This window comes from Mesorhizobium sp. WSM4845 (assembly GCF_055811455.1).
The window spans coordinates 18,649-39,414 of record NZ_JBVVQA010000015.1; the positions used below are offsets into that span (position 1 = coordinate 18,649).

Below are 20,766 nucleotides of genomic sequence, written 5' to 3' on the forward strand. Positions count from 1 at the left end.
GGAGTAAGATCACTTCCGCCAGCGGCAGCTCTTCTGGGTGCTTTTGAGTTTGCTTCTATGCAACTTTGAACCGCGAAGGCCCGCCCTCAGCCGGCTCCCAGATATGTTTCAGCAATGCCGATGCTAGTCGACGTCGCGTCGGCACGCTCCTAGCTGGCCCAGGCGTAGAAGACGGCGAACAGCAGAAGCCACACCGCATCGACAAAATGCCAGTACCAGGATGCCGCCGTCGGGATGAAGCCGGCGCCGCCGGCTGAGCGCGCGCGGATCACCCGATATGCGGCGATCGACAGCAACAAGATGCCGATAACGACGTGCAGGCCGTGGAAGCCAGTCGTAAGGAAGAAGATCGAGGGATAGACACCGTCGCGGAATCCCACCGAGGCGAGGCTGAATTCCCGAAGCTGGAGGCCGACGAACACGCCGCCGAGCGCGATCGCCACGGTAAGCCCGATAGCCGAAAGCTGCCATCGCTCTTTCAGAAGCCAGTCGTGCGCCGCTGCGACGCAGACCCCCGACGCGACGAGGATCACTGTGTTGAGAAGCGGGCCGCCCCAAGGGTCGTCGGGGCGCATCGGCGTAGGTGGCCATGAGCTGAACCCCGCGACCTCCGGATAGATCGCGTATCGTAGGTAGGCGGCGAACAAGGCGGCGAAGAACGCTACCTCGGACGCGATTAAGGCGATGATCGCGATCCTCGGGCCAAAGGTGTTTTGCGGACCATTCGCACGCTCACCACTCGTCGCCCGCGACCACGCTGTCAGAGCGATGAACAATGGCAGAAGCCCCACCGCGATCACGAGCGGACCGAGTACCGCGATGCTGCCTGCCAGCGTGCCGAACAGCGACGGGTGGAAGAGCGCGAGACCGGCGCACGCTAGCAGGAACAGCGAGACAGCAATCGCGACAGGCCATCGGCCATCCGTGCCGCCGACCTCGGTGACAGTCTTGCTCACGCGCCTGCCTCCGCGCCCGCCGTGCCACGCGCACGCGCCATCTCGGGATCGTCATCCCATTCATGCGTGAAAGCCGGACCCCACACATCGCGCGGGGCCAGCGCGCCACGCCGCAGCGAGACCGCAAGCATCACCAGGAACAGCAGCGTGGAGGCGAGCGCGAGCACAGCGCCGAGCGACGCAATCATATTCCAGCCCAAGAAACCGTCCGGATAATCCGCGATGCGCCGTGGCATTCCTGCCAGTCCGAGGAAATGCATCGGGAAAAACAGAACGTTGGTGCCGATGAAGAAGCACCAGAAATGCAGCCGTCCAACCCACTCCGGGAACATGCGTCCGGTCATGCGCGGAAACCAGTAATAGAAGCCGGCGAAGATCGCATAGGTCGCGCCGAGGCTCAGCACATAGTGGAAATGCGCGACGACGTAGTAGGTGTTGTGCAGCACTTGATCCGCGCCGGCATTGGCAAGCACGATCCCCGTCGTGCCGCCGACCGTGAACATGATGATGAAGCCCAGCGCCCACAGCATCGGCACGGTGAGGCGGATCGACCCGCCCCACATAGTGGCAATCCAGGCGAACACCTTGATGCCGGTCGGCACCGCGATCACCATCGAGGCCAGCGTGAAGAAGGCACGCGGCGCGAAGCCGCCACCGACGGTGAACATATGGTGCGCCCAGACGATGAAACCCAGCGCCGCAATTGATGCCATCGCCAGCACCATGCCGGGATAACCGAAAATCGGGCGACCTGAGAACCGCGAGACGATCTGACTGATGATGCCGAAGGCCGGCAGGATCATGATGTAGACCTCCGGATGGCCGAAGAACCAGAAGAGGTTCATGAACAGCATCGGGTCTCCGCCGCCGGCTGGATCGAAAAAGGCGCCGCCGAAATTGCGGTCGGCAAGCAGCATCGCCAGCGCGGCAGCCAGCACCGGCATGGCGAGAAGCAGCATGAGCGACGAAATCAGGATCGACCAAACGAACAGCGGCATGCCGAACAGCGGCAAGCGATCCTCGCGCATGTTGAGGATGGTAGTGACGAAATTGATCGCGCTGATCACGGAAGAAATGCCGGCCAAGTGCAGCGCGAGGATCGTCATGTCGACCGATGGTCCGGGCTGGCCGTGTATGCCCGACAGCGGCGGATAGAGGCTCCAGCCGGTACCCGTTCCGTCGCCGACCAGCAGCGACCCGATCAGCATGATCAAGGACAGCGGCAGCAACCAGAAGCCGAGACTGTTCAGTCCCGGAAAGGCCATGTCGCGCGCACCAATCATCAGCGGGACGAACCAGTTGCCGAAGCCGCCGATCAACGCCGGCATCACCATGTAGAAGATCATGATCAGGCCATGCGCGGTGATCAGCGCGTTCCAGGACTGGCCGTTGACGACATAGTCCATGCCCGGCTGCGCCAGTTCGAGCCGCATGTAGCCCGAGATCGCGCCGCCCAGCGTCCCCGCCATGATCGCGAATCCGAGATAAAGCGTGCCGATCGCCTTATGGTCGGTGGTGAACAGCCAAGCCGCAATCGACCGGCACGCGCGCCTATGTTCGGTGGCGCTCATTTCGCCACCTGCGCTGATATAGTCGCGGCGCTGACCACCGGATATCGCGTTGCAGCGTCCCGCACCCAGGCGTCGAAATCAGGCTGCGCCATGGCCTCGATCGCGATCGGCATGAAGGAGTGATTCAGACCGCAGATCTGGTTGCACTGCCCGTAATAGACGCCCGGCTTCTCGACGCGTGTCCAGGTTTCGTTGAGGCGCCCGGGCATGGCGTAAATCTGTAGGCCCAGTGCCGGCATGAAGAAGGAGTGCACGACGTCCGACGATGTCACCTGTATGCGCACGACAGCGCCGACCGGGACAACCATGCGATTGTCGACCGCTAGCAGACGCGGTTCACCGGCCGGAACGGAGGCCGGCGGCAACATGATGGAATCGTATGCGAAGCCGCCATTGTCGGGATAGGAATAACGCCAGAACCACTGATGGCCGCTGGCCTTTATCGTCAACTGTGCGTCGGGAATATCGCTCTCATAGGCGAGCAGCTGGAGCGACGGCGCGGCGATCGCGCCCAGCACCAGCACCGGCGCGATAGTCCAGCCGAATTCCAGCCAGGGCATGCGCGTGACTTTTGACGCCGTGGGGTGCCGGCTCGCCCGGAAGCGCAAGAGCGCGAAACCGATCAGCATGGCGACGAGCGCGACGATGCAGACGCCGATCAGCAATATGTGGTCGTGCAGCGCAACGATCCGCTCCTTCGTCTCCGAGGCTGAGACGCCGAAACTTGTCTGCCAGTTCGCCGGCGCCTGCGCCAAGCCGTGCCGTGCGTCGAGCATCATTGCGGAGACAAAACCGAGGAAAACAGTGCCCCGCCCGCGCATGACATCTACGCCTTCAGCAGGGAGATGAGATGCGCGCCGAGGCGCGCACTGAGCGCCGCAATGGTGAGCGTGGGCGCATTCGCCGTGATGGACGGGAAGACGGACGAGCCAACGATGTAGAGGTTTGGATGGTCGTGGCTCTTCAGGTCCCTGTCGACGACCGAGGTGAGCGGGTCATCTCCCATGCGTGTCGTGCCGCCCATGATCGCGCTGTCAGCGATCGGGCCGAGCTGCTTGATCTGCGTGGCGCCGAGTGCAGCCATGAGCTTGTTCTGCACATCGCGCGCGAGCGCCAGCCCGCGCGCCGTGTAGTCGTCAGACTTGAAGGCGATGTTCGGCCGCGGAATGCCGATCCCGTCCATCTGATTGCTCAGCGTCACGCGATTGTCCGGATTGGGAAGCATTTCGGCAGAGCTGCCAATGATCAGCTCCCGCGCGACGTGCGAACGGACTGCCGCCTTCAGCGCATCGCCGCGCAGGCCCTGTTTGATGAAGGTCGTCGCAGCCTGGAACGGACCGACCGCCCGCGCCCAGCCCTCGTTGGAAGGCGAGATGCCGATGGCCGCACGCTCGTTGCGGAAATCGCCGTCCCGAAGCTCGGCAATGCCACCGGTCGAGACCGGTCCGCGATAGGTGAACACGGGATCCCTGGTCAGTCCCTGAATGCCGACATCGATCTGCGACAGCAGATTGCGGCCGACCTGGTCGGAACTGTTCGCCACGCCCGTCGGCGCATTGTCTCCCGTCGAAAGCAGTAGCAGCTTTGGCGTCTCAATAGTATGCGCCGCGATGACCACAATTTTTCCGGTCGCGCTGCCCTCGCTGCGATCCGGGCGACGGTAACGCACTTCGGCAATGCGTTTGTCCGGACCGACGACTAGCTCGTGCACCACGGCCTGCGGCTCGACATGCGCGCTGGCGCGCTCCGCGATGGCGAGATGATGCGTTGCGTCGTACTTCGCCTGGATGGGGCAGATCGGCACGCAACTCGCATTGCCGCAGCATTGCGGGCGGCCATCCCGCCACACCGAATTGCGCGCCTGTGGAAATGGCAACACCGAGTAGCCGAGCGCCTTGGCAGCGATGCCGACCTGCTTGTCGGCATAGGTCATGGGGATCGGTGGCATCGGAAACGACTTTGAGCGCGGCGCGCCGAAATCGGCGGTGTCGTCGCCCGCGACGCCGATCTCTTCCTCGGCGGCCTGATACCACGGCTCCATGTCGCCATAGGCGATAGGCCAATCGACGCCGACGCCGAACTTCGAGCGCATCTTGAAATCGTTTGGCCGGAACCGCGCGGCGAGCCCGCCCCAGTGCCACGTGGTGCCGCCGACGATCCTCGCCTGCTGTCCCCTAAAGGTGTCCGGCCCAGCCTCGACATAGTAGGCGGAGAAGTCGGATTCTTCCGGCTGCGGCGCATAGGGCTGGTCGGGGTAAGGCGAGTTCTGGCCCTTCGCGGACGAGTACTGGAATCGTGTCACAGCGGTGCCGCGATCGACGCGCGGTCCCGCCTCGAGGAACAGCACGCTGAACCCTGCTTTCGCGATAGCCGCGCCGGCAAGCGCCGCGGCTACGCCTGAACCGACAAACACGACATCGGCGGACGCCGGCGCGGTCATTCGGAAAACCGTCCGGGCGGCGGTGCGTTCGCCCACGCGCCAAAATTCGTGTCGCATCGCGTCGGCGGCTTGGTGTAACCGCAGGCATGCCAGACGAACGCATCGAGATAGGTAAGGACGCGTTCTTCCGAGCCGTGCATGATGCTACCCGTATACCAGGCTTGGATGAGCGATTCCGACAGCGGTTTCAGCCCCGCCGACGCAATCGCGCTGTCCCATTCTGTCTCGGGCTGTTCCGTCACGATCGCATGCAGTTTTCCGAGATCGGCGGCGTCAGCGGAGAATGCCTGCAGGAACAATTCCGGCAGCGTGGCGTCGCTCGGCGACATGCCCGTCAGTATGCCTGTCAATTCGCGAAACGCGCCGGGCTCGATCGCGCTGCTCAAGGCGACCTGGCTACGGGCCGCGGCGGGCAATCCGAAGAATGCTGCGAGCGTCGAGACGGCAATGAGAAGCTCGCGTCGCCGCACTGTTGCCGACGCAGAATGATGCGCCGCCGGCTGACCTACCTGCTTGGGCAGACGCGCATCGTCACTGCCAGCCATCGGTACCCTCAAGGCGAGCCTCTGCTGAAACAACCAGGCCGCACGCTATCTGAAGCTACGGCTCAATCTGAGCTTGGTCAATCGACCCTTTCAAGCTCAGAACAGTCGAGCCAGAGAGCTCCACATTTGAGATCAAAAGCGCCGCTTGGGCCTGACCTTGCACGCGGCGACCTATCCATGCGGTGGTCGTCCTCAGGAGGGAATAACTAAGCCGTCGGCCGGAAATAGCCGATGTCGAGCTTGCCTTGCCACCAAACATGCGGTCCGTCAGGCCCCTCCACAGCGTTAATCATCGCGCACGTTCCCCCTGATCAGCGCGAAAATCAGCGTGGAGCGATCTCTACGACGAGATCGTTCGTCGTCTTGACCCCCGCCATGAAGCCGGCGGCATTGAATTCGTTCATGACGAAGAAAGCGCCAACGCCGCGTGTCGGTGCAATCGCAACATAGAGAAACATCCCTTGCAGGCCGCCGCTCTTCTGGAGGATGAGCGGGCTATGCTCGGTGGGGAGCATGATGACCCATCCGAGACCCATGGCGTCCATCGGGCCGCCGTCATCCAGCCCCACCACCGACGCGAGCCCGTCCCGGTACAAAAAAGCCGCGTGGTTCAAAAGCCGCAACTCGGCATCGGCCGCAGAAGGCTTGTTCTCGACATGCCAGTTCATCCAGCGCAGCAGGTCGTCCGCGGTCGAGTACAATCCACCGGCGCACTCCATGGCTGTGCTCGTCGGCACGATGGGCATGGCGCTGCCGTCGAAGTTATGGCCCTGCATCAGGCGCGGCTCGTCCTCCGGTCTTGCGTTGAAAACCGTGTTTTTCATGCCGAGAGGATCGAGGACACGCTCCCGAAGGAGCTCGGCATAAGGCTTTCCAGAGACATTCGCGAGCGCCGCTCCAAGGAGGTCGTATCCGAAGTTCGAATAGAGAACGGCGGTGCCCGGCGCGAACAGCAGCGGATTGTCCTCGAGGGCGGCAATCTGCGCCTCTTTGGTGTTCGTAGAGAAGGGGTCGGAGGGGGGCGCCTCGGCCACTGGCACCTCCCGCGGAAGGCCGGAAGCTTGCGCGACGAGATCGATCAGGCGGAGGGCGCGGCCATCCTTCTCAGGGAGCGTGACGTCCCAGCCAAGGCGATCCTGCAGCCGGTCGGTGAGCTGTACCTTGCCGTCGATCGCCAGCGAGGAAAGCACACTGCCGCAGAACACCTTGCTCACGGATGCGATGCGGAACATTGTGTCGCCGTCGGGCACTTTTTCACTCCCGTCGGCAATCTTGCCGAAACCGGCCAAGGCCGTCTCGCCGTTGCGCACGGCGCCGAAGATCAGGCCAGGCACTTCGGTGGAGAGATACAGGATCGTACCGTTGAACTGCACCGCTTCCGTCAGCAGCTTGTCCTCGGCATGTCCATAAGAGGGAAGGGTGACGGCTGCGATTGCCGTCAAAGCGATGGCCATAAGTCGGCGCGATCGAGACAAACGCATTGCCGAAATCCTTTGATGAAGCTGCAGAATAAAATCTTCGGAAAAAGGGCCGCCGCGTAGTATCTTACCATCTCTCCAGAAGCAGGAGATGTCAACAGAATGAACCGAAGGGGGTAATCGGCGGCGGTAGCGTAGTTTCGGCGGCTATTTGCGCTACAGTCCTGCCGTATTTCTTGTCCTTCGTCAGTTGATCGGGGCTGATCTCTTCATTAGCAACCGACCCGCGGGTAATTTAGAAGATATATGAAGCGCCGTCGGCAGGAGGGAGTGCTGTAGCGTCGAACAACTTACAATAGGCGGATCTGCGTCGCGCCAATCGTCGTCGTATGATGAAGACCGGGCAGAAGAGCTGTGGCGGGCCAAGGCCCTATCTGCGCAAAAAAGACTCGCCGCTGTACCTGCCGCTTGGCCATACATCGCCTTGATGCGTGGCATTTCCCTTGCGCGCTCGGCCGCCGCCTCACACAGCCAAACGCCCCTGCTCCACCTCCGCAGCACCGGGATCGCCCGGCGCCGTCGCCCAGGCCAATTCGACGAGCGTCACGACCCGCCGGCCGAGACCGTCAAGCTGGCACACGATCAGCCCCTGCTCCTCGATATAGGTCAGCAGGCGCCTGGCGCGGCGCAGCGAGTGTGAGCCATAGGCGCGGGCGATCGCCGCGTCGCTCGGACAGGGCCAGCCCTCCTTCGCCGCGCGGGCGATCATCATGAACACGCCTTGCATATCCTCGGGCAGCAGCGAGGCGCGCGCCGAGACGTCCTGCCACGCGTCATCGCCTGCCATGTCGGAGCCGAGGCCGGCGCGGGCGCGTGTCAGCATGCGGCGGAAGGCGGGCAGATCCGGCACGATCGAGGCGAGGCCTTCTATCCGGCAGCGGACCACGAACTCCTGATAGAGCACGCCGATGACACGGAACCCCGCATCGGGCTGTGCCAGCACGGCGCGCAAAACCCGGTCGACGCGCTCACGCCGCTCCGCAAGATCCTCGGCGCTGATCGGCGGCTCCACCGGTTCGGGGCGGATTTCCAGCGCCGCCGATTTTGCCGCCATCAGCTGATCGAGCAGGTCCGGCGACGACCGGCGCTGCGGCCGGACGGCTTCCGGCGGCGGGGCAGCCAGGATGATGGCGCGGGCATCCTCCAATCCCGCTTCCGGCAGCGGCATCAGCCGCGGGGTGCCGTTGCGCGGACTTGTATCGGTCGGGCCGATGCGCAAGCCGAGCGGGCGGCGCGACAGCGCCGGCCCCAGCGCCATGAATTGCCCGCGCTCCAGGTCGCGAAAAGCCTCCGCCTGCCGCCGCTCCATGCCCAAAAGGTCGGCGGCGCGCGCCATGTCGATATCGAGAAAAGTCCGGCCCATGAGGAAATTGGACGCCTCGGCGGCGACGTTCTTGGCGAGTTTGGCCAGTCGCTGGGTGGCGATGATCCCGGCCAGCCCGCGTTTGCGGCCACGGCACATCAGATTTGTCATGGCGCCGAGCGAGAGTTTGCGCGCCTCGTCGGAAAACTCGCCCGCCACGGCCGGCGCGAACAGCTGCGCCTCGTCCACCACCACCAGCATCGGATACCAGTGGTCGCGGGCGACCTCGAAAAGCCCGCCGAGGAAGGCGGCGGCGCGCCGCATCTGGTTCTCGGCGTCGAGCCCCTCGAGATTGAGCACGGTGGAAACGCGGTGGATGCGCGCCCGCTCGCCGGCGGTCTGCAGGCCGCGCTCGGTATGCTGCTCGGCATCGATCACCAAATGGCCGAAACGGTCGCCCAGCGAGACGAAGTCGCCTTCGGGGTCGATGATGGTCTGCTGCACCCAGGGGGCACTCTGCTCCAGCAGCCGGCGCAGCAGATGCGATTTGCCGGAGCCCGAATTGCCCTGCACCAGCAGGCGGGTTGCCAGCAGCTCCTCAAGATCCAGTGCCGCCGGGGCGCCTGCCGTCGTGTGGCCCATCTCGATCGCAACGGTCATGTCTCGACTCTCCTTGAGGAGAGGGCTTATCAACCGCATCACAGCCCGTCGAGCGCCCATGGCCGACCGCTCGCTGTTGCGCACAAGCTGGACGCTGCGCGTGGCGTCAGTTCGCTGACGTAAGCATCACGGGCGCAACAGGCTGCCGCCTGATCAGGATGATCGCCGAGAAGGCCAGTATGCCGAGCATGCCGACCGCAGCGGTCAACCAGAGCGATGGCTGGACGCCGATGCCTGCCATCGCCATGGCAAGGGCAAATGGCGCAAGTGCTGACGAAAACTGACGCGCGGCCGTCACCCAGCCGAGCCGGGCGCCGTAGCGCTCCCGTCCGAACAGTTCCAGGGGCAGCGTGCCACCGACGATACTGGCGAGGCCCGAGCCCAACCCAAACAGGATGACGAAGGCGATGGCTCCAGGCACCGATGGTGTCGTCGCCAGCAGGGCGACAAGGCCGAGCGGCAGCAATGTCGCGCCGATAACCGCGAGCCAGGTCTGTGCCAGCCTGCCGCCGAACAGCATGTTGATCAACCGGCTTGCCACCTGGGACGGGCCAAATAGCGTGGTGACGACAAGCCCGGCGGAGCCAAGCCCGAGCGCCGCCGTCAGCGGCACCATGTGAACGAGGATCGAGGACAGCACAAAACCCTCGACCGCGAAGCCGCCAAGCATGAGCAGAAACACTCTGCTGCGGTCGCGCGCGGTGAAGGCAACCGGCCCGCCGACCGACCCGATCGCCGCAGGTGTCGCCGAAGCGTTTTTGTCCGCCCGACGCGACAGTCGTGCCAGCCAGGCATGGATGGGCAGGCAGATGGTGACATTGACGGCGGCAAAGACCAGGTAGACCTCGCGCCAGGTCAGGTATTCGTGCAGTGCAGCCGTCAGCGGCCAGAACAGGGTGGAGGCGAAGCCGGCGATCAGCGTCAGATGGGTAATGCTGCGCTGCGCTTTGGCGCCGCCGATCTGGACGATCGCGACGAAAGCGGCACTATAGAGCACGAATGCGGATGCCAGCTCCATCGCCATCAGCGCCAGCACGAAGGTCACCCGACCGGGAGCTGCCGCGGAAGCGACAAGTGCTGCCGCGGCGGCAGCCGAACCAAAGGTCATCACGCGGCCGGCACCGAAACGATCGGCCCAGCGCCCCGCTGTCGGCGCAAACAGTCCACCCACCAGCAGCGACGCCGACAAGGCGCCGAAAACCCATTGCTCCGGCCAGGCGAGCTCAAGCGCGATCGACGGCACCAGGATGCTAAAACTGTAATAGAGCGTACCGTAGCCGATGATCTGCGTCAGCCCCAACGCCCAGAGCGCGGCAGCCGGGATTTTCCGGTCGCTCATTGAGCGACGATCTCGAGATCGTCGCTGCGCACTGCTTGCGTGCTGCCGCAGCCCGACTTGCCGCTCGCCTTTGCCTTGGCATCGTCGACACAGCAGGCGTCGACAGCAGCCGGCGCCGGTCCGCCGCAGCAATTTTGGGACGACACGCCTGACAGTGATACCGGCACCGTGCAGACGCCGGTTTTGGGCAACACCAGCTGCACGGCATCGGCGGCCGCCATGTCGCCGGCGAGCGCCGCGGCGACCGAGCGGACCTGTTCATAGCCGGTCAGCAGCAGGAACGTCGGCGCCCGGCCATAGCTTTTGACGCCGACCGTGTAGAAATCGGGCTCGGGGTGGCTGAGCTCGCGATGGCCATGCGGCGGGACATCGCCGCAGGAATGCTCATTGGGATCGATGAGCGGCCCAAGCGCCTTGACGCCTTCGAGCCATGGATCGAGGTCCAGCCGAAGCTCCCGGGTCAAGGCGAGGTCAGGGCGCTGCCCGGTCGCGGCGATGATCCGGCCGACAGGGCCGAGCGTGTGCAACCCGTCATTCGTCTGGCCTTCGACAGCGAGACGGCCGTCGACCTCACGGATGGCAACAATGGCAAAGCCGGTAACCAGCCGCACGCGGCCGCTCTCGGCGAGCTGCCGGACATCCGAGCCAAGCTCGCCGCGCGCCGGCAGGGCGTCGGCATCGCCGCCGCCATAGATGCGGACAATTTCGGTGCTGCGCGTCACCCATAGTGCCGAAGTGCCCGGCTCGGTTTGCGCAAGCTCCGCCAATTCCAGCAAGGCATTGGCGGCAGAATGGCCGGCGCCGACCACCAATGTCGTGCGGCCCGCATAGAGGTGGCGGTCGCGGCCGAGAACATTTGGTATGCCGTAGGCGATGCGATCGCCAAATTCCGTCTCGCCTTCGGCCGACAAGCCGCCTGCGCCGAGCGGGTTCGGCGTCTGCCAGGTGCCGGACGCATCGATGACGGCACGGGCGCTGTCCCGGCGCGTGCCCTCCGCCGTTTCGACCACAAGCATGAACGGCCGCGTCTGTCGCCCCTTGCTCAGAACCTTGTCGGCTCCCCAGCGGGAAATGGCGACAACACGGGCATTGATCTCGATCGACGGCGCCAGTTCGGCAAGCGTTGCCAGCGGCGCGAGATACTGGTCGACGATCTCATCCGCCGTTGGGAATGCCTCCGGCTCGGGCATTTGCCAGCCGTGGCTCTCGAGGAGTTTTCGGGCAACCGCATCGACACAATAGCGCCACGGCGTGAAAACCCGGACATGACCCCAATCCCGAAGGTTCGAGCCGACAGAAGAACCAGCCTCGTAAACCCTAATCGGAAGGCCACGGCTGACCAGTTGGGCGGCCGCCGCCAGGCCAACAGGTCCGCCGCCGATGATAGCGATCGGGAGATCGTTTTCAGAAACCATGACATCCCTTCTATGTTTCTAGGATTATAGAAATACCAGTCAAAAAAAGAGTTATGCAGCCGCCTCCCCGACAGCCGGGCCGCATGCGGCATCGGCACAACATTCATCGGCAAGAAAGCCAAGGAGATCGTTCATCACAGGGTAATTGGCACGGCAAATCAGCGTCGTTGCCTGGCGTTCCTGGGTGACCAGGCCGGTCAGGATGAGCCGGTGCAGATGATGCGACAGCGTGGACGCAGCGATGCCAAGGCTTTCCTGCAGATAACCGACCGGTCTCCCGGTTTCGCCTGCCCGCACCAGCGTGCGATAAAGCTTCAGCCGCGTCGGATTGCCGAGCGCTTCGAGCTGTTTTGCTGCTTGTTCGAGTTTCATGGAAATAAGGTAGCACTGAGACAGCGCCGCGTCAATAACTATTTCGAAAATTATCGAATTAGCAACCACACCCGCTCTCAAATCGACCGCTGATTGACCCGCTCGGCAACCGCTTCGGCGCTTTCGACACGCTCGGAATAACGGTCCGTGAGATAGGCGGACCGGTCACGCAAGAGCAGCGTGAACTTCATCAGCTCCTCCATCACGTCGACCATCCTGTTATAGTACGACGACGGCTTCATCCGGCCGGCCTCGTCGAACTCGTTGAAAGCCTTGGCTACCGACGACTGGTTGGGGATGGTGACCATTCGCATCCAGCGGCCGAGGATACGAAGCTGGTTGACGGCGTTGAAACTCTGCGAGCCGCCAGACACCTGCATCACCGCGAGCGTGCGGCCTTGCGTCGTCCTGACGCCGCCGGCCGAGAGCGGCAGCCAGTCGATCTGCGCCTTCATCACTCCCGTCATCGAGCCATGCCGCTCCGGCGAGCACCAGACCTGCGCTTCCGACCAGATCGACAGGTCTCGCAGCTCCTGGACTTTGGCGTGGTCGGCCGAGGTCGAATCCGGCAGTGGCAGGCCGGAGGGATTGTAGATGCGCACCTCGGCGCCCAGGCGGCGCAAAATGCGAGCCGCCTCCTCCGTCGCGAGCCGCGAATAGGACCGCTCGCGCAGCGAGCCGTAGAGCATCAGCACGCGAGGTTTGTGGATCGACCGCGGCACGTCGAGCAGCGCCGGCAGGTCGATCGGCCGGAACTGGTCTTCGTCGACGTTCGGAAGCGAGTCTTCGGGCACTAGGTCAGGCAACGCGCTTGCCCTGCGCATCGATGACGACTTCGCCGTCTTCCTTGGCGAACGGCCCGATCTCAGGATTGGGCAGGATGTCGAGAACCGCTTCGGACGGCCGAGCAAGCATGGTGCCAAGCGGCGTCACCACGATCGGCCGGTTGATCAGGATCGGATGCGCCAGCATGAAATCGACGATCTCGTCGTCGGTCCATTTGGGATCGCCGAGATTGAGCTCGGCGTATGGCGTGCCCTTCTCGCGCAGCAATTGGCGCGGCGTCATCCCCATCGCCGCGATCAGCTCGACCAGCCGTTCACGCGACGGCGGGTTTTTCAGATACTCGATCACCTCAGGCTCTTCGCCGGACTGCCGGATGATGGCGAGCGTGTTGCGCGAGGTGCCGCAGTTGGGATTGTGGTAGATGGTGATGGTCATTTCGCGGCTCTCATCTGTCTGATTGGCTTGGGTTCAGCGAGCAGCCATCCTGCCAACGCCATGGCAAGCAGCGCGCCCAGCAGCTCGGCGACGATGAACGCCGGCAGGTCTATCGGCCGGATGCCCGCGAAGGTGTTGGAAACCGCCCGCGCGATGGCGACTGCCGGATTGGCAAACGAGGTCGAGGCCGTGAACCAATAGGCCGCGGTGATGTAGAGGCCGACCAGCCAGGGGATGGCATCCGAACGGAAGCGAAGGCCGGCCAGAATGGTGAAGACCAGCCCGAAAGCGGCCACCAACTCCGCAATCCATTGTCCGTTTCCGGTCCGCACGGTTTGCGAGATCTGCAGAATCGGCAGCTCGAACATGGCATGCGCCAGCAGCGTTCCGGCGACGCCGCCGGCAATCTGGGCGATCAGATAGGCCAGTGCAGCGTTCGCTTCGATTTCCCGCCTGAGGGCAAAGACCAGCGTCACCGCCGGATTGAAATGCGCCCCGGAAATCGGTCCGAGTATGGTGATCAGCACCACCAAAATCGCTCCAGTCGGCAGCGTGTTGCCGAGCAGGGAGAGACCCACATCGTCCGTCAGACGATCCGCCATGATGCCGGAGCCGACGACCGTCGCGACCAGCATTGCCGTGCCGAGCGCTTCCGCGACGATGCGGCGGGACAGGTCAGCCGCCATGATGTCAGCCGGCCTTCGGCAGATCGCGGCCGATTTCATCGAGCCGTTTCTGCAGCGCGAGTTTGTCGATGGTGTTCATCGGCAGGCTGACGAAGATCGAGATCCGGTTGTTGAGCATGCGATAGGCTTCGGCGAAGGCCAGATGCTTTTCGGCGTCGGTGCCGTCCACGGCGGCCGGGTCGGGCACGCCCCAATGCGCGGTCATCGGCTGTCCCGGCCAGACCGGGCAGGCTTCATTTGCCGCGTTGTCGCAGACGGTGAAAACGAAATTCATCTCCGGGGCGCCAGGAGCCGCGAATTCCTGCCAGTCTTTCGAGCGGGCGAAGGACGTGTCGTGGTTGAGGGTTTTCAACAGCTGGAGCGCGTAGGGATGGACCTCTCCCTTCGGGTGCGATCCGGCCGAATAGGCCCTGAACTTGCCGGCGCCGACACGGTTGAGGATCGCTTCGCCAAGGATCGACCGTGCCGAATTGCCGGTGCACAGAAAAAGCACGTTGTATGGGTCATTCATGGGGTGGTCCTCCCTTCTAGCAGTTGCAAGTCACGGCCTGAATGACCGGCTGGCAGAGTTCTGGCGCGCCGTTGCAGCAATCCTCCATGAGATAGGCAAGCAGATCGCGAAAGCCGGTCATGTCGGCGACGTAACGGATCGTCCGGCCGTCGCGCTCGGCGCGAACCAGGCCGGCATGGTCGAGAACCTTCAGATGCGCCGACATGGTGTTCTGCACCGCACCGAGGCGCGTGGCGATCTCCCCGGCAGGCACACCGTCTGCGCCCGCCCGCACCAGCAGGCGAAACACTTCGAGCCTGGTGTCCTGGCCAAGCGCTGCCAGTGCGAGAAGAGCGGCGTTCTTATCCATATATCCTAAAATCCGGAACTATCGATGTATATGGCCGGTATGTGACAGACAGATGACATAGGCAAGAGGCCGGCCACTTCTGAGCCGCTGCATTCTTCGGCTGATGTCACGGAATGGATCCCAGGGTCTGCGCCGCGTCGCTTCGCTCCTTGCTCCGCCCTGGGATGACGAAGTGGAGGATGATTCGGCTAATCCTAGAGGTTGGCGGTTTGCCACTGGACCGAATTGTCGACGTTCGCTGCCGGCCCAGACCTGTCAAAATCACTGTGCCGAGGAACTTAGTTGCGCAGGGCGAACGAGAATGGCGCGGTGCGGGTTATGCGGGAGCCGAGTTCCGGCGGTGGCTCCGGCACGGACGCGCCCTGTAATGCGCTGAGCGCCGCGCTATCGAGGTCTGGATCGCCGGAGGAACGAGCCAGCCGGGCGGACAGGACCCGGCCGGATCCGTCGATCGTGAAGGTCACGCTCGGACTGCCTTCCGCGCGCCGGGCCTTCGCCGCCCTTGGATAATTTGTGTGCCGTCTTATCCATGCACGCAACCGCGAATTCCACCTGTCCGGACTCACGCCGGATCTCGCAGCCGTTGCTTTGGCCGATTTCGGGGCGGCCGCCCTGGCTGCGGATGTCGCAGCGACACTGGCCTTCGTCCGCGGCGGTGTGGCCTTTTCCTTTTTCGGACGCTTTTTGGCTTCTTTGACAGGCTTCTTCGCCTTGACCTCAGCCGGCTCCTTTACCTCAGTCTTTGCCTGTTTCTTTGGCTTGGCCTCGACGGGTTTGTCGACCGGTTTCGGCTGCGGCAGCGGAACGACCACTTCCGGCGTGACGGCTTCGGCAATTTCGGGCACGACCTCCTCGAGCGGCGGCTGGTCGACCCGTTCGGCCACTGTCGGCGGGGTCGGCTCGACCGTGTCGGCCGGAGCGGCCTCCGATGGCTCGGTGACCGGCTCGGCCTGCTCGACGGGCGGTTCGGGCGGAGGCTCCGTTTCGGTTATCTCGGGCTCCTCGGCCGGGTCCGGCTGATCGGGCGCTATCTCATCCGATATCGGCGCCGGCTCGGCCGGCGTGAGCGCCATTGGCGACAGCTCGATCACCTGCGCCTGCGGCGGCCCGCCATCGGGCTCGGCCGGGCGCCAGCCCTGCATCGCATAGCCGACCGCGGCATGCGCCATCAGGACCAGCGCAGCCGCGCCCGCCCACCAGGCGATCTCGCGCGCGCCGAAACGCCGCTGATCGGCCATCGGCAGGGCGGCCGCCGGCGACATTATTGGCCGGTTCCGACTTGCGGCGCCGCGGCATCGCCGGGCGCTGTCTCGAGGCCAACCAGCGCGATCTTCAGATAGCCGGCGCCGCGCAAAAGGTTCATCACCTCCATCAGCTCGCCGTAGCCGACCGCCTTGTCGGCGCGCAGGAAGATGCGCGTCTGCCTGTCGCCTTTTGTCCTGCCGACCAGCGCGGCGGCGAAGGCTGCGCGCGGCACGCTGTCGTTGCCGATCGCCAGGCTGAGATCGTTCTTCAGCGTCAGGAACAGCGGCGTCTCCGGTCGAGGCGCAGGCGTTGCGGTCGAGCCCGGCAGGTCGACATTGACATCCACGGTCGCCAGCGGCGCCGCGACCATGAAGATGATCAGCAGAACCAGGATCACGTCGATGAACGGCGTGACGTTGATCTCGTGATTTTCCTCGAGATCGCCGTCGATGTTCTCTCGAATTCTAGCCGCCATGGCGTCGCTCCGTGTTCATTCCGCGGCCATCTGCTTTGCCGGCGCGACCGTGCGGAAATCCAGATCCCGGCTGACCAGCCGCTCGACCCCTGCCGACGCATCGGCAAGGATCTGCCTGTAGCCGGCTATCGATCGCGCGAAGACGTTGTAGATGACCACCGCCGGGATCGCCGCGACAAGGCCCATCGCCGTGGCCAGCAAGGCTTCCGCAATGCCCGGGGCAACGACGGCGAGGTTGGTGGTCTGCGCCTGCGAGATGCCGATGAAGGCATTCATGATGCCCCAGACGGTGCCGAACAGGCCGACGAAGGGCGCGGTCGAGCCGATTGTCGCCAGCACGCCGGTGCCGCGCGACACGCGCCGCGCCGCCGCCGCCTCGATGCGCGACAGGCGCGAGGTGACCCGTTCCTTCAGCCCGTCGCCGGACACATGGTCGAGCGAGCCGGCCGAAAGCGCGGTCTCTTCCTCGGCTGCCCGCACCAGCAGGGCGCCAGGACCGGTATTATGGCCAAGCGCGCGCCCGGCCTGGTTCAACGTCGCGGCATTGCCGATCGCTTGTGCCGCGCGGCGGGCGCGCAGCTTGCCGCCTAGGATCTCCAGCGATTTGGCCAGCCATATCGTCCAGGTGACGAAGGACGCAAAAGCCAACCCGATCATCACCGCTTTCACGACGATGTCGGCCGCCATGAACATGCCCCATGGCGACAGGTCACGCGGCAGGGTCAGGGACGTTGCCGTCGAAGGACCAGTCTCGGTAGGCGTTGTCTCGATAGGTGTTGTCACGCCGGGCTGCGTCGCCGGTGGCGCGGCGGCGTCTGGCGCAGCCTGCCCAGGCACTGGAGCCGGCGCCTCGATCGCCGGGGCCGCGCCCGGTTGCTCCTGGGCGGCTGCCTCCGGTTGCTCCTGGGCGGCTGCGCCGCCGGCCGACAGGATGGCGGATGCGAACAACGCCGCGAACAAACCATGTCTGGACAAGGGCTTCTTCCTTATTCTCACAGTGGCCTCATTGCACATAGCCGATGGGCTGGCCGGTGACGGGGTGCGCAAACACGCCCATCTCGACACCGAAAATACCTTTGAGCACGTCGCCCTGCATGATCTGGTCCGGCGTGCCGCGCGTCAGCAGCCTGCCGTCCTTCAGCGCGATCAATTCGTCGCAGTAGCGCGCCGCCATGTTGGGATCGTGCAGCACGACGACGACGCACAGGTCGCGCTTGCGGCTGAGGTCCCTGACCAGCCCCAGCACCTCGACCTGATGGGCGATGTCGAGCGCCGAGATCGGCTCGTCGAGCAGCATGACGCCGGCATTCTGCGCCACCAGCATGGCCAGCCATGCGCGCTGGCGCTCGCCGCCGGATAATTCGTCGACCAGCCGGTCGGTGAAGTCAGCCATATCGGTCAGGACAAGCGCCTCCTCGACATGGCGCCTGTCCTCATGCCCGAAACGACCGAGCGCGCCATGCCAGGGATAGCGGCCGAGCGTCGCCAGTTCGCGCACCGTCAGGCCGGTCGCCGCCGGCGTCGTCTGCGGCAGATAGGCGAGCGCGCGCGCCAGTTCACGCGCGCGCCACTGCACCAGCGGCCGCTGCGCGAAGGTTATGCCGCCCGAGCTTGCCGGCTGCTGGCGCGCCAGGAGCTTGATCAGCGTCGACTTGCCCGAGCCGTTGTGCCCGATCAGCCCATAGACGCGCGAGCGTTGCAACTCGAGTGTGACGGGACCGAGCAGCGTCCGCTCGCCGACAGCGAACCGCACCGCTTCGACATGGAAGGCAGTCTGGGCATGAATTCCTGCCACGGTCTCGGCCTCACTCCAGCTTTGCGCGCATTTCGAAATCCGGTTTTCGGCAATCCGGTTTGCGGGCGCCGATGTCCGGTTGACTATGAAACATGAGTTTACTAGTCAACAATGAAGATGACTTCTCGAGTCAACAAAATGTCGTGACGCGCCGGATTTGCGTCGAACACGAAATGTGGAGCGCGCCGAGATGGTCGTTGGTTCAGGTCGCGGAAGAACTCAAAGCGAAGTGACTGCGCGCCGAAACCTGCTGGTCGCGGCGATGTCGCTGCCGGTGCTGCTTGGCGGCGGTCACGCCGTCGCGCAGGAGGCGACCACCACTCTCGACCCGATCAATATTCAGGAACGCGTCGAAAGCGCCTTTGGGACGGTCGACGGCTATGTCGCCACCCAGGGCTCCACCGCTACCAAGACCGAAACACCGCTGATCGAGACGCCGCAGTCGATATCGGTCATCACCAAAGACCAGATGGAAGCGCAGGCGGTGGACAGCCTGAACAGCGCGCTGCGGTATACGCCAGGCGCAACCGGCAATCTCTACGGCACCGACAATCGTGGCCACGGCTTGCAGATGCGCGGCATTTCGAACTCCAGCGGCGTCTTCTACAAGGACGGGCTGCAGCTCAAGGAAAGCAATTTCACGCTGTTCACGGCGCTCGATTCCTACGGTGCCGAACGCTACGAAATCCTGCGCGGGCCGGCATCGGTTCTTTACGGCCAGGCAAGTCCTGGCGGCATCATCAACTATGTTAGCAAGCGTCCGACAGAGGAGAACCTCCGCGAGGTTGAGCTCGGCGCCGGAAGCTTCGACCGCTATGAAGGAAAGTTCGACTTCAGCGGGGCTGTCAACGCCGACAAGTCGCTGCTGTTCCGCCTCACCGGCGCCGCCCACACCGGCGATACGCAGACAGACTTCGTCGAGGACGACCGCATCTTCATCGCGCCGGCGCTGACCTGGCAGCCCGATGCCGATACCAGCCTGACCATCCTCGCCAACTATCAGCGCGACCGGTCCGGCTGGGCGATGCAGTATCTGCCGGCATATGGCACGATCAGGCCGGGCAGGGACGGAAAATACCTGCCGAACAGCATGTTCGTCGGCGAACCGGGCTTCGACACCTACGACAACGACCAGGCGTCGATCGGTTACGAGTTGGAACACCGCCTCAACGAGACGTGGCAGGTCCGCCAGCATGCCCGCTACGTCTAACTGAAGCACTATGAGGAAGGCGTCTTCGGCGGCGGCCTTCTGAATGATGAGGGCGACTATTCCCGCTATGCCGATGCCGGCGGCAGCAGGCTCAGCGGCGTGACCATCGACAATCAGGCGCAGGCCGATTTCGACACCGGGCCGCTCGCCCACACGCTGCTTCTCGGCCTCGACTACAAGCGCTACACCTACCGCGACTATGCCGCCAGCAACGATATGATCGACGATCATTTCAATATTTTCGACCCTGTCTATGGCTATCCGGTCGGCGAAATGACGCCCTATACAGATACCGACACCACCCAATCGCAGGTCGGCCTCTACGCGCAGGACCAGATCAAGCTGGGCAACTGGCGGCTGACGCTGGGCGGCCGCCAGGACTGGGCCGACGCGAAAGTCCACGACAATCTGGCCGGCGCTTTCGTCCCTCGCCAGAAGGACGACGCCTTCACCAGCCGCGCCGGTCTGCTTTATCTCGCCGACAATGGCCTTGCCCCTTATGTCAGCTATTCCGAATCGTTCCAGCCGGTGTCCGGCCCCGACAGCAATGGCAATCCGCTCGTGCCCGAAACCGGCAAGCAGTACGAGGTCGGGCTGAAATACCAGCCGGTCGGCTGGAACGCCTTCGTCACCGTTTCGGCGTTCGACCTGGCCCGGCAGAATGTCGTACGCTATGGCGGTGTTGGCGCGCCCAACGACATCTTCCAGACCGGCGAGATCAGGTCGCGCGGCATCGAGCTGGAAGCTGTTGCGAGCCTCGATTCAGGCTTCGATTTCCGGGCGGCCTATACCTATCTCGACACCGAGATCACCAAGGCCACCTCGATCACCGTCGATGACGATAGTGGCGAGACAATCAGCGATGAGGGCAACACCCCATTCGGCGTGCCGGAGCATGCGGCCTCGCTGTGGGCGAATTACACCGTCGGCAGCGGCAAATTGGAAGGCTTCGGGCTCGGCGCCGGCATCCGCTATGTCGGCTCGACCTTCGGCGACGACGCCAACACTTTCAAAGTGCCGGCAGTCACGCTTGTCGATGCCGCACTCCACTACGAATGGCGGAACGCCGAGCTGAACCTCAATGTCAGCAATCTGTTCGACAAGCGCTATGTCGCCTCCTGCTACGCGGAAAGCTTCGGCTGCTTTTATGGCGAGGGTCGCCGGATCAACGGCTCGGTGAAGTACACATGGTGAC

21 protein-coding genes are annotated in these 20,766 nt (G+C 64.0%); 2 read left to right on the forward strand and 19 right to left on the reverse strand.

Going from position 1 to position 20,766, the window contains the following annotated elements:
- Nucleotides 1-149: 149 nt before the first annotated feature.
- The 19 genes from AC0L2C_RS18035 to AC0L2C_RS18125 form a co-directional block, all read right to left on the reverse strand.
- A complete protein-coding gene (locus AC0L2C_RS18035) occupies nucleotides 150-956 on the reverse strand; it encodes a cytochrome c oxidase subunit 3 (RefSeq protein ID WP_091592351.1) in 807 nt (268 codons plus the stop codon).
- Nucleotides 953-2,527, reverse strand: a complete 1,575-nt coding sequence (locus tag AC0L2C_RS18040; protein ID WP_473524036.1) for a cytochrome c oxidase subunit I — start codon at nucleotides 2,525-2,527, stop codon at nucleotides 953-955. Before AC0L2C_RS18040 ends, AC0L2C_RS18035 begins: the two co-directional genes overlap by 4 nt.
- Nucleotides 2,524-3,348 (reverse strand): cytochrome c oxidase subunit II, encoded by an 825-nt coding sequence (gene coxB / locus AC0L2C_RS18045; protein ID WP_091592347.1) that lies wholly within the window; start codon nucleotides 3,346-3,348, stop codon nucleotides 2,524-2,526. The genes AC0L2C_RS18040 and coxB overlap by 4 nt, the downstream gene beginning before the upstream one ends.
- 5 nt (nucleotides 3,349-3,353) lie before the next feature.
- Complete coding sequence (locus tag AC0L2C_RS18050) at nucleotides 3,354-4,967, reverse strand: GMC family oxidoreductase (RefSeq protein WP_473524037.1); 1,614 nt, start codon at nucleotides 4,965-4,967, stop codon at nucleotides 3,354-3,356.
- Nucleotides 4,964-5,512, reverse strand: coding sequence for a sugar dehydrogenase complex small subunit (locus AC0L2C_RS18055; RefSeq protein WP_128173635.1), 549 nt, complete (start codon nucleotides 5,510-5,512; stop codon nucleotides 4,964-4,966). Before AC0L2C_RS18055 ends, AC0L2C_RS18050 begins: the two co-directional genes overlap by 4 nt.
- Nucleotides 5,513-5,835: 323 nt before the next feature.
- Nucleotides 5,836-6,966, reverse strand: coding sequence for a D-alanyl-D-alanine-carboxypeptidase/endopeptidase AmpH (ampH, locus tag AC0L2C_RS18060; RefSeq protein ID WP_473524038.1), 1,131 nt, complete (start codon nucleotides 6,964-6,966; stop codon nucleotides 5,836-5,838).
- 487 nt (nucleotides 6,967-7,453) lie between these two features.
- The gene (locus AC0L2C_RS18065) at nucleotides 7,454-8,953 is read right to left on the reverse strand and encodes a helicase HerA domain-containing protein (protein WP_473524039.1); all 1,500 of its coding nucleotides are present in this window, start codon (nucleotides 8,951-8,953) and stop codon (nucleotides 7,454-7,456) included.
- A gap of 106 nt (nucleotides 8,954-9,059) precedes the next feature.
- Complete coding sequence (arsK, locus tag AC0L2C_RS18070) at nucleotides 9,060-10,292, reverse strand: arsenite efflux MFS transporter ArsK (protein WP_473524040.1); 1,233 nt, start codon at nucleotides 10,290-10,292, stop codon at nucleotides 9,060-9,062.
- Nucleotides 10,289-11,707 (reverse strand): NAD(P)-binding domain-containing protein, encoded by a 1,419-nt coding sequence (locus tag AC0L2C_RS18075; protein ID WP_473524041.1) that lies wholly within the window; start codon nucleotides 11,705-11,707, stop codon nucleotides 10,289-10,291. The genes arsK and AC0L2C_RS18075 overlap by 4 nt, the downstream gene beginning before the upstream one ends.
- Before the next feature lie 51 nt (nucleotides 11,708-11,758).
- Nucleotides 11,759-12,079: an ArsR/SmtB family transcription factor gene (locus AC0L2C_RS18080; protein ID WP_091592333.1), complete on the reverse strand. Its 321-nt coding sequence runs from the start codon at nucleotides 12,077-12,079 to the stop codon at nucleotides 11,759-11,761.
- Nucleotides 12,080-12,156: 77 nt separating this feature from the next.
- On the reverse strand, nucleotides 12,157-12,885 hold the full coding sequence (gene arsH / locus AC0L2C_RS18085; protein ID WP_473524042.1) for an arsenical resistance protein ArsH: 729 nt from the start codon (nucleotides 12,883-12,885) through the stop codon (nucleotides 12,157-12,159).
- The gene (gene arsC, locus AC0L2C_RS18090) at nucleotides 12,878-13,300 is read right to left on the reverse strand and encodes an arsenate reductase (glutaredoxin) (RefSeq protein ID WP_091592329.1); all 423 of its coding nucleotides are present in this window, start codon (nucleotides 13,298-13,300) and stop codon (nucleotides 12,878-12,880) included. Before arsC ends, arsH begins: the two co-directional genes overlap by 8 nt.
- Nucleotides 13,297-13,986 (reverse strand): aquaporin, encoded by a 690-nt coding sequence (locus AC0L2C_RS18095; protein ID WP_473524043.1) that lies wholly within the window; start codon nucleotides 13,984-13,986, stop codon nucleotides 13,297-13,299. Before AC0L2C_RS18095 ends, arsC begins: the two co-directional genes overlap by 4 nt.
- A gap of 4 nt (nucleotides 13,987-13,990) precedes the next feature.
- Nucleotides 13,991-14,497 (reverse strand): arsenate reductase ArsC, encoded by a 507-nt coding sequence (locus tag AC0L2C_RS18100; protein WP_473524044.1) that lies wholly within the window; start codon nucleotides 14,495-14,497, stop codon nucleotides 13,991-13,993.
- Between the two features lie 16 nt (nucleotides 14,498-14,513).
- On the reverse strand, nucleotides 14,514-14,846 hold the full coding sequence (locus AC0L2C_RS18105; RefSeq protein ID WP_473524045.1) for an ArsR/SmtB family transcription factor: 333 nt from the start codon (nucleotides 14,844-14,846) through the stop codon (nucleotides 14,514-14,516).
- Between the two features lie 278 nt (nucleotides 14,847-15,124).
- Nucleotides 15,125-16,108 carry a TonB family protein gene (locus AC0L2C_RS18110; protein WP_473524046.1) on the reverse strand — a complete coding sequence of 328 codons (984 nt, stop codon included), beginning with the start codon at nucleotides 16,106-16,108 and terminating at the stop codon, nucleotides 15,125-15,127.
- A complete protein-coding gene (exbD, locus tag AC0L2C_RS18115; RefSeq protein WP_023800509.1) occupies nucleotides 16,108-16,566 on the reverse strand; it encodes a TonB system transport protein ExbD in 459 nt (152 codons plus the stop codon). Before exbD ends, AC0L2C_RS18110 begins: the two co-directional genes overlap by 1 nt.
- Before the next feature lie 15 nt (nucleotides 16,567-16,581).
- Nucleotides 16,582-17,541, reverse strand: a complete 960-nt coding sequence (gene exbB, locus AC0L2C_RS18120) for a tonB-system energizer ExbB (protein ID WP_473524047.1) — start codon at nucleotides 17,539-17,541, stop codon at nucleotides 16,582-16,584.
- Between the two features lie 28 nt (nucleotides 17,542-17,569).
- Nucleotides 17,570-18,361 (reverse strand): ATP-binding cassette domain-containing protein, encoded by a 792-nt coding sequence (locus AC0L2C_RS18125; protein ID WP_128245870.1) that lies wholly within the window; start codon nucleotides 18,359-18,361, stop codon nucleotides 17,570-17,572.
- Nucleotides 18,362-18,590: 229 nt separating this feature from the next.
- Here AC0L2C_RS18125 and AC0L2C_RS18130 point away from each other — a divergent pair, with 229 nt between their 5' ends.
- Nucleotides 18,591-19,571 (forward strand): TonB-dependent siderophore receptor, encoded by a 981-nt coding sequence (locus tag AC0L2C_RS18130; protein WP_473524048.1) that lies wholly within the window; start codon nucleotides 18,591-18,593, stop codon nucleotides 19,569-19,571.
- Nucleotides 19,572-20,765: a TonB-dependent siderophore receptor gene (locus AC0L2C_RS18135; protein ID WP_473524085.1), complete on the forward strand. Its 1,194-nt coding sequence runs from the start codon at nucleotides 19,572-19,574 to the stop codon at nucleotides 20,763-20,765. It begins immediately after the preceding gene.
- Nucleotide 20,766 lies beyond the last annotated feature (1 nt).

Excerpts from the sequence above, each read along its gene's own strand:
- AC0L2C_RS18040 (WP_473524036.1), bottom strand. The coding sequence starts at position 2,527 with ATGAGCGCCACCGAACATAGGCGCGCGTGCCGGTCGATTGCGGCTTGG.
- coxB (WP_091592347.1), bottom strand. The coding sequence starts at position 3,348 with ATGCGCGGGCGGGGCACTGTTTTCCTCGGTTTTGTCTCCGCAATGATG.
- AC0L2C_RS18050 (WP_473524037.1), bottom strand. The coding sequence starts at position 4,967 with ATGACCGCGCCGGCGTCCGCCGATGTCGTGTTTGTCGGTTCAGGCGTA.
- AC0L2C_RS18055 (WP_128173635.1), bottom strand. The coding sequence starts at position 5,512 with ATGGCTGGCAGTGACGATGCGCGTCTGCCCAAGCAGGTAGGTCAGCCG.
- ampH (WP_473524038.1), bottom strand. The coding sequence starts at position 6,966 with ATGGCCATCGCTTTGACGGCAATCGCAGCCGTCACCCTTCCCTCTTAT.
- AC0L2C_RS18065 (WP_473524039.1), bottom strand. The coding sequence starts at position 8,953 with ATGACCGTTGCGATCGAGATGGGCCACACGACGGCAGGCGCCCCGGCG.
- arsK (WP_473524040.1), bottom strand. The coding sequence starts at position 10,292 with ATGAGCGACCGGAAAATCCCGGCTGCCGCGCTCTGGGCGTTGGGGCTG.
- AC0L2C_RS18075 (WP_473524041.1), bottom strand. The coding sequence starts at position 11,707 with ATGGTTTCTGAAAACGATCTCCCGATCGCTATCATCGGCGGCGGACCT.
- AC0L2C_RS18080 (WP_091592333.1), bottom strand. The coding sequence starts at position 12,079 with ATGAAACTCGAACAAGCAGCAAAACAGCTCGAAGCGCTCGGCAATCCG.
- arsC (WP_091592329.1), bottom strand. The coding sequence starts at position 13,300 with ATGACCATCACCATCTACCACAATCCCAACTGCGGCACCTCGCGCAAC.
- AC0L2C_RS18095 (WP_473524043.1), bottom strand. The coding sequence starts at position 13,986 with ATGGCGGCTGACCTGTCCCGCCGCATCGTCGCGGAAGCGCTCGGCACG.
- AC0L2C_RS18100 (WP_473524044.1), bottom strand. The coding sequence starts at position 14,497 with ATGAATGACCCATACAACGTGCTTTTTCTGTGCACCGGCAATTCGGCA.
- AC0L2C_RS18105 (WP_473524045.1), bottom strand. The coding sequence starts at position 14,846 with ATGGATAAGAACGCCGCTCTTCTCGCACTGGCAGCGCTTGGCCAGGAC.
- AC0L2C_RS18110 (WP_473524046.1), bottom strand. The coding sequence starts at position 16,108 with ATGTCGCCGGCGGCCGCCCTGCCGATGGCCGATCAGCGGCGTTTCGGC.
- exbD (WP_023800509.1), bottom strand. The coding sequence starts at position 16,566 with ATGGCGGCTAGAATTCGAGAGAACATCGACGGCGATCTCGAGGAAAAT.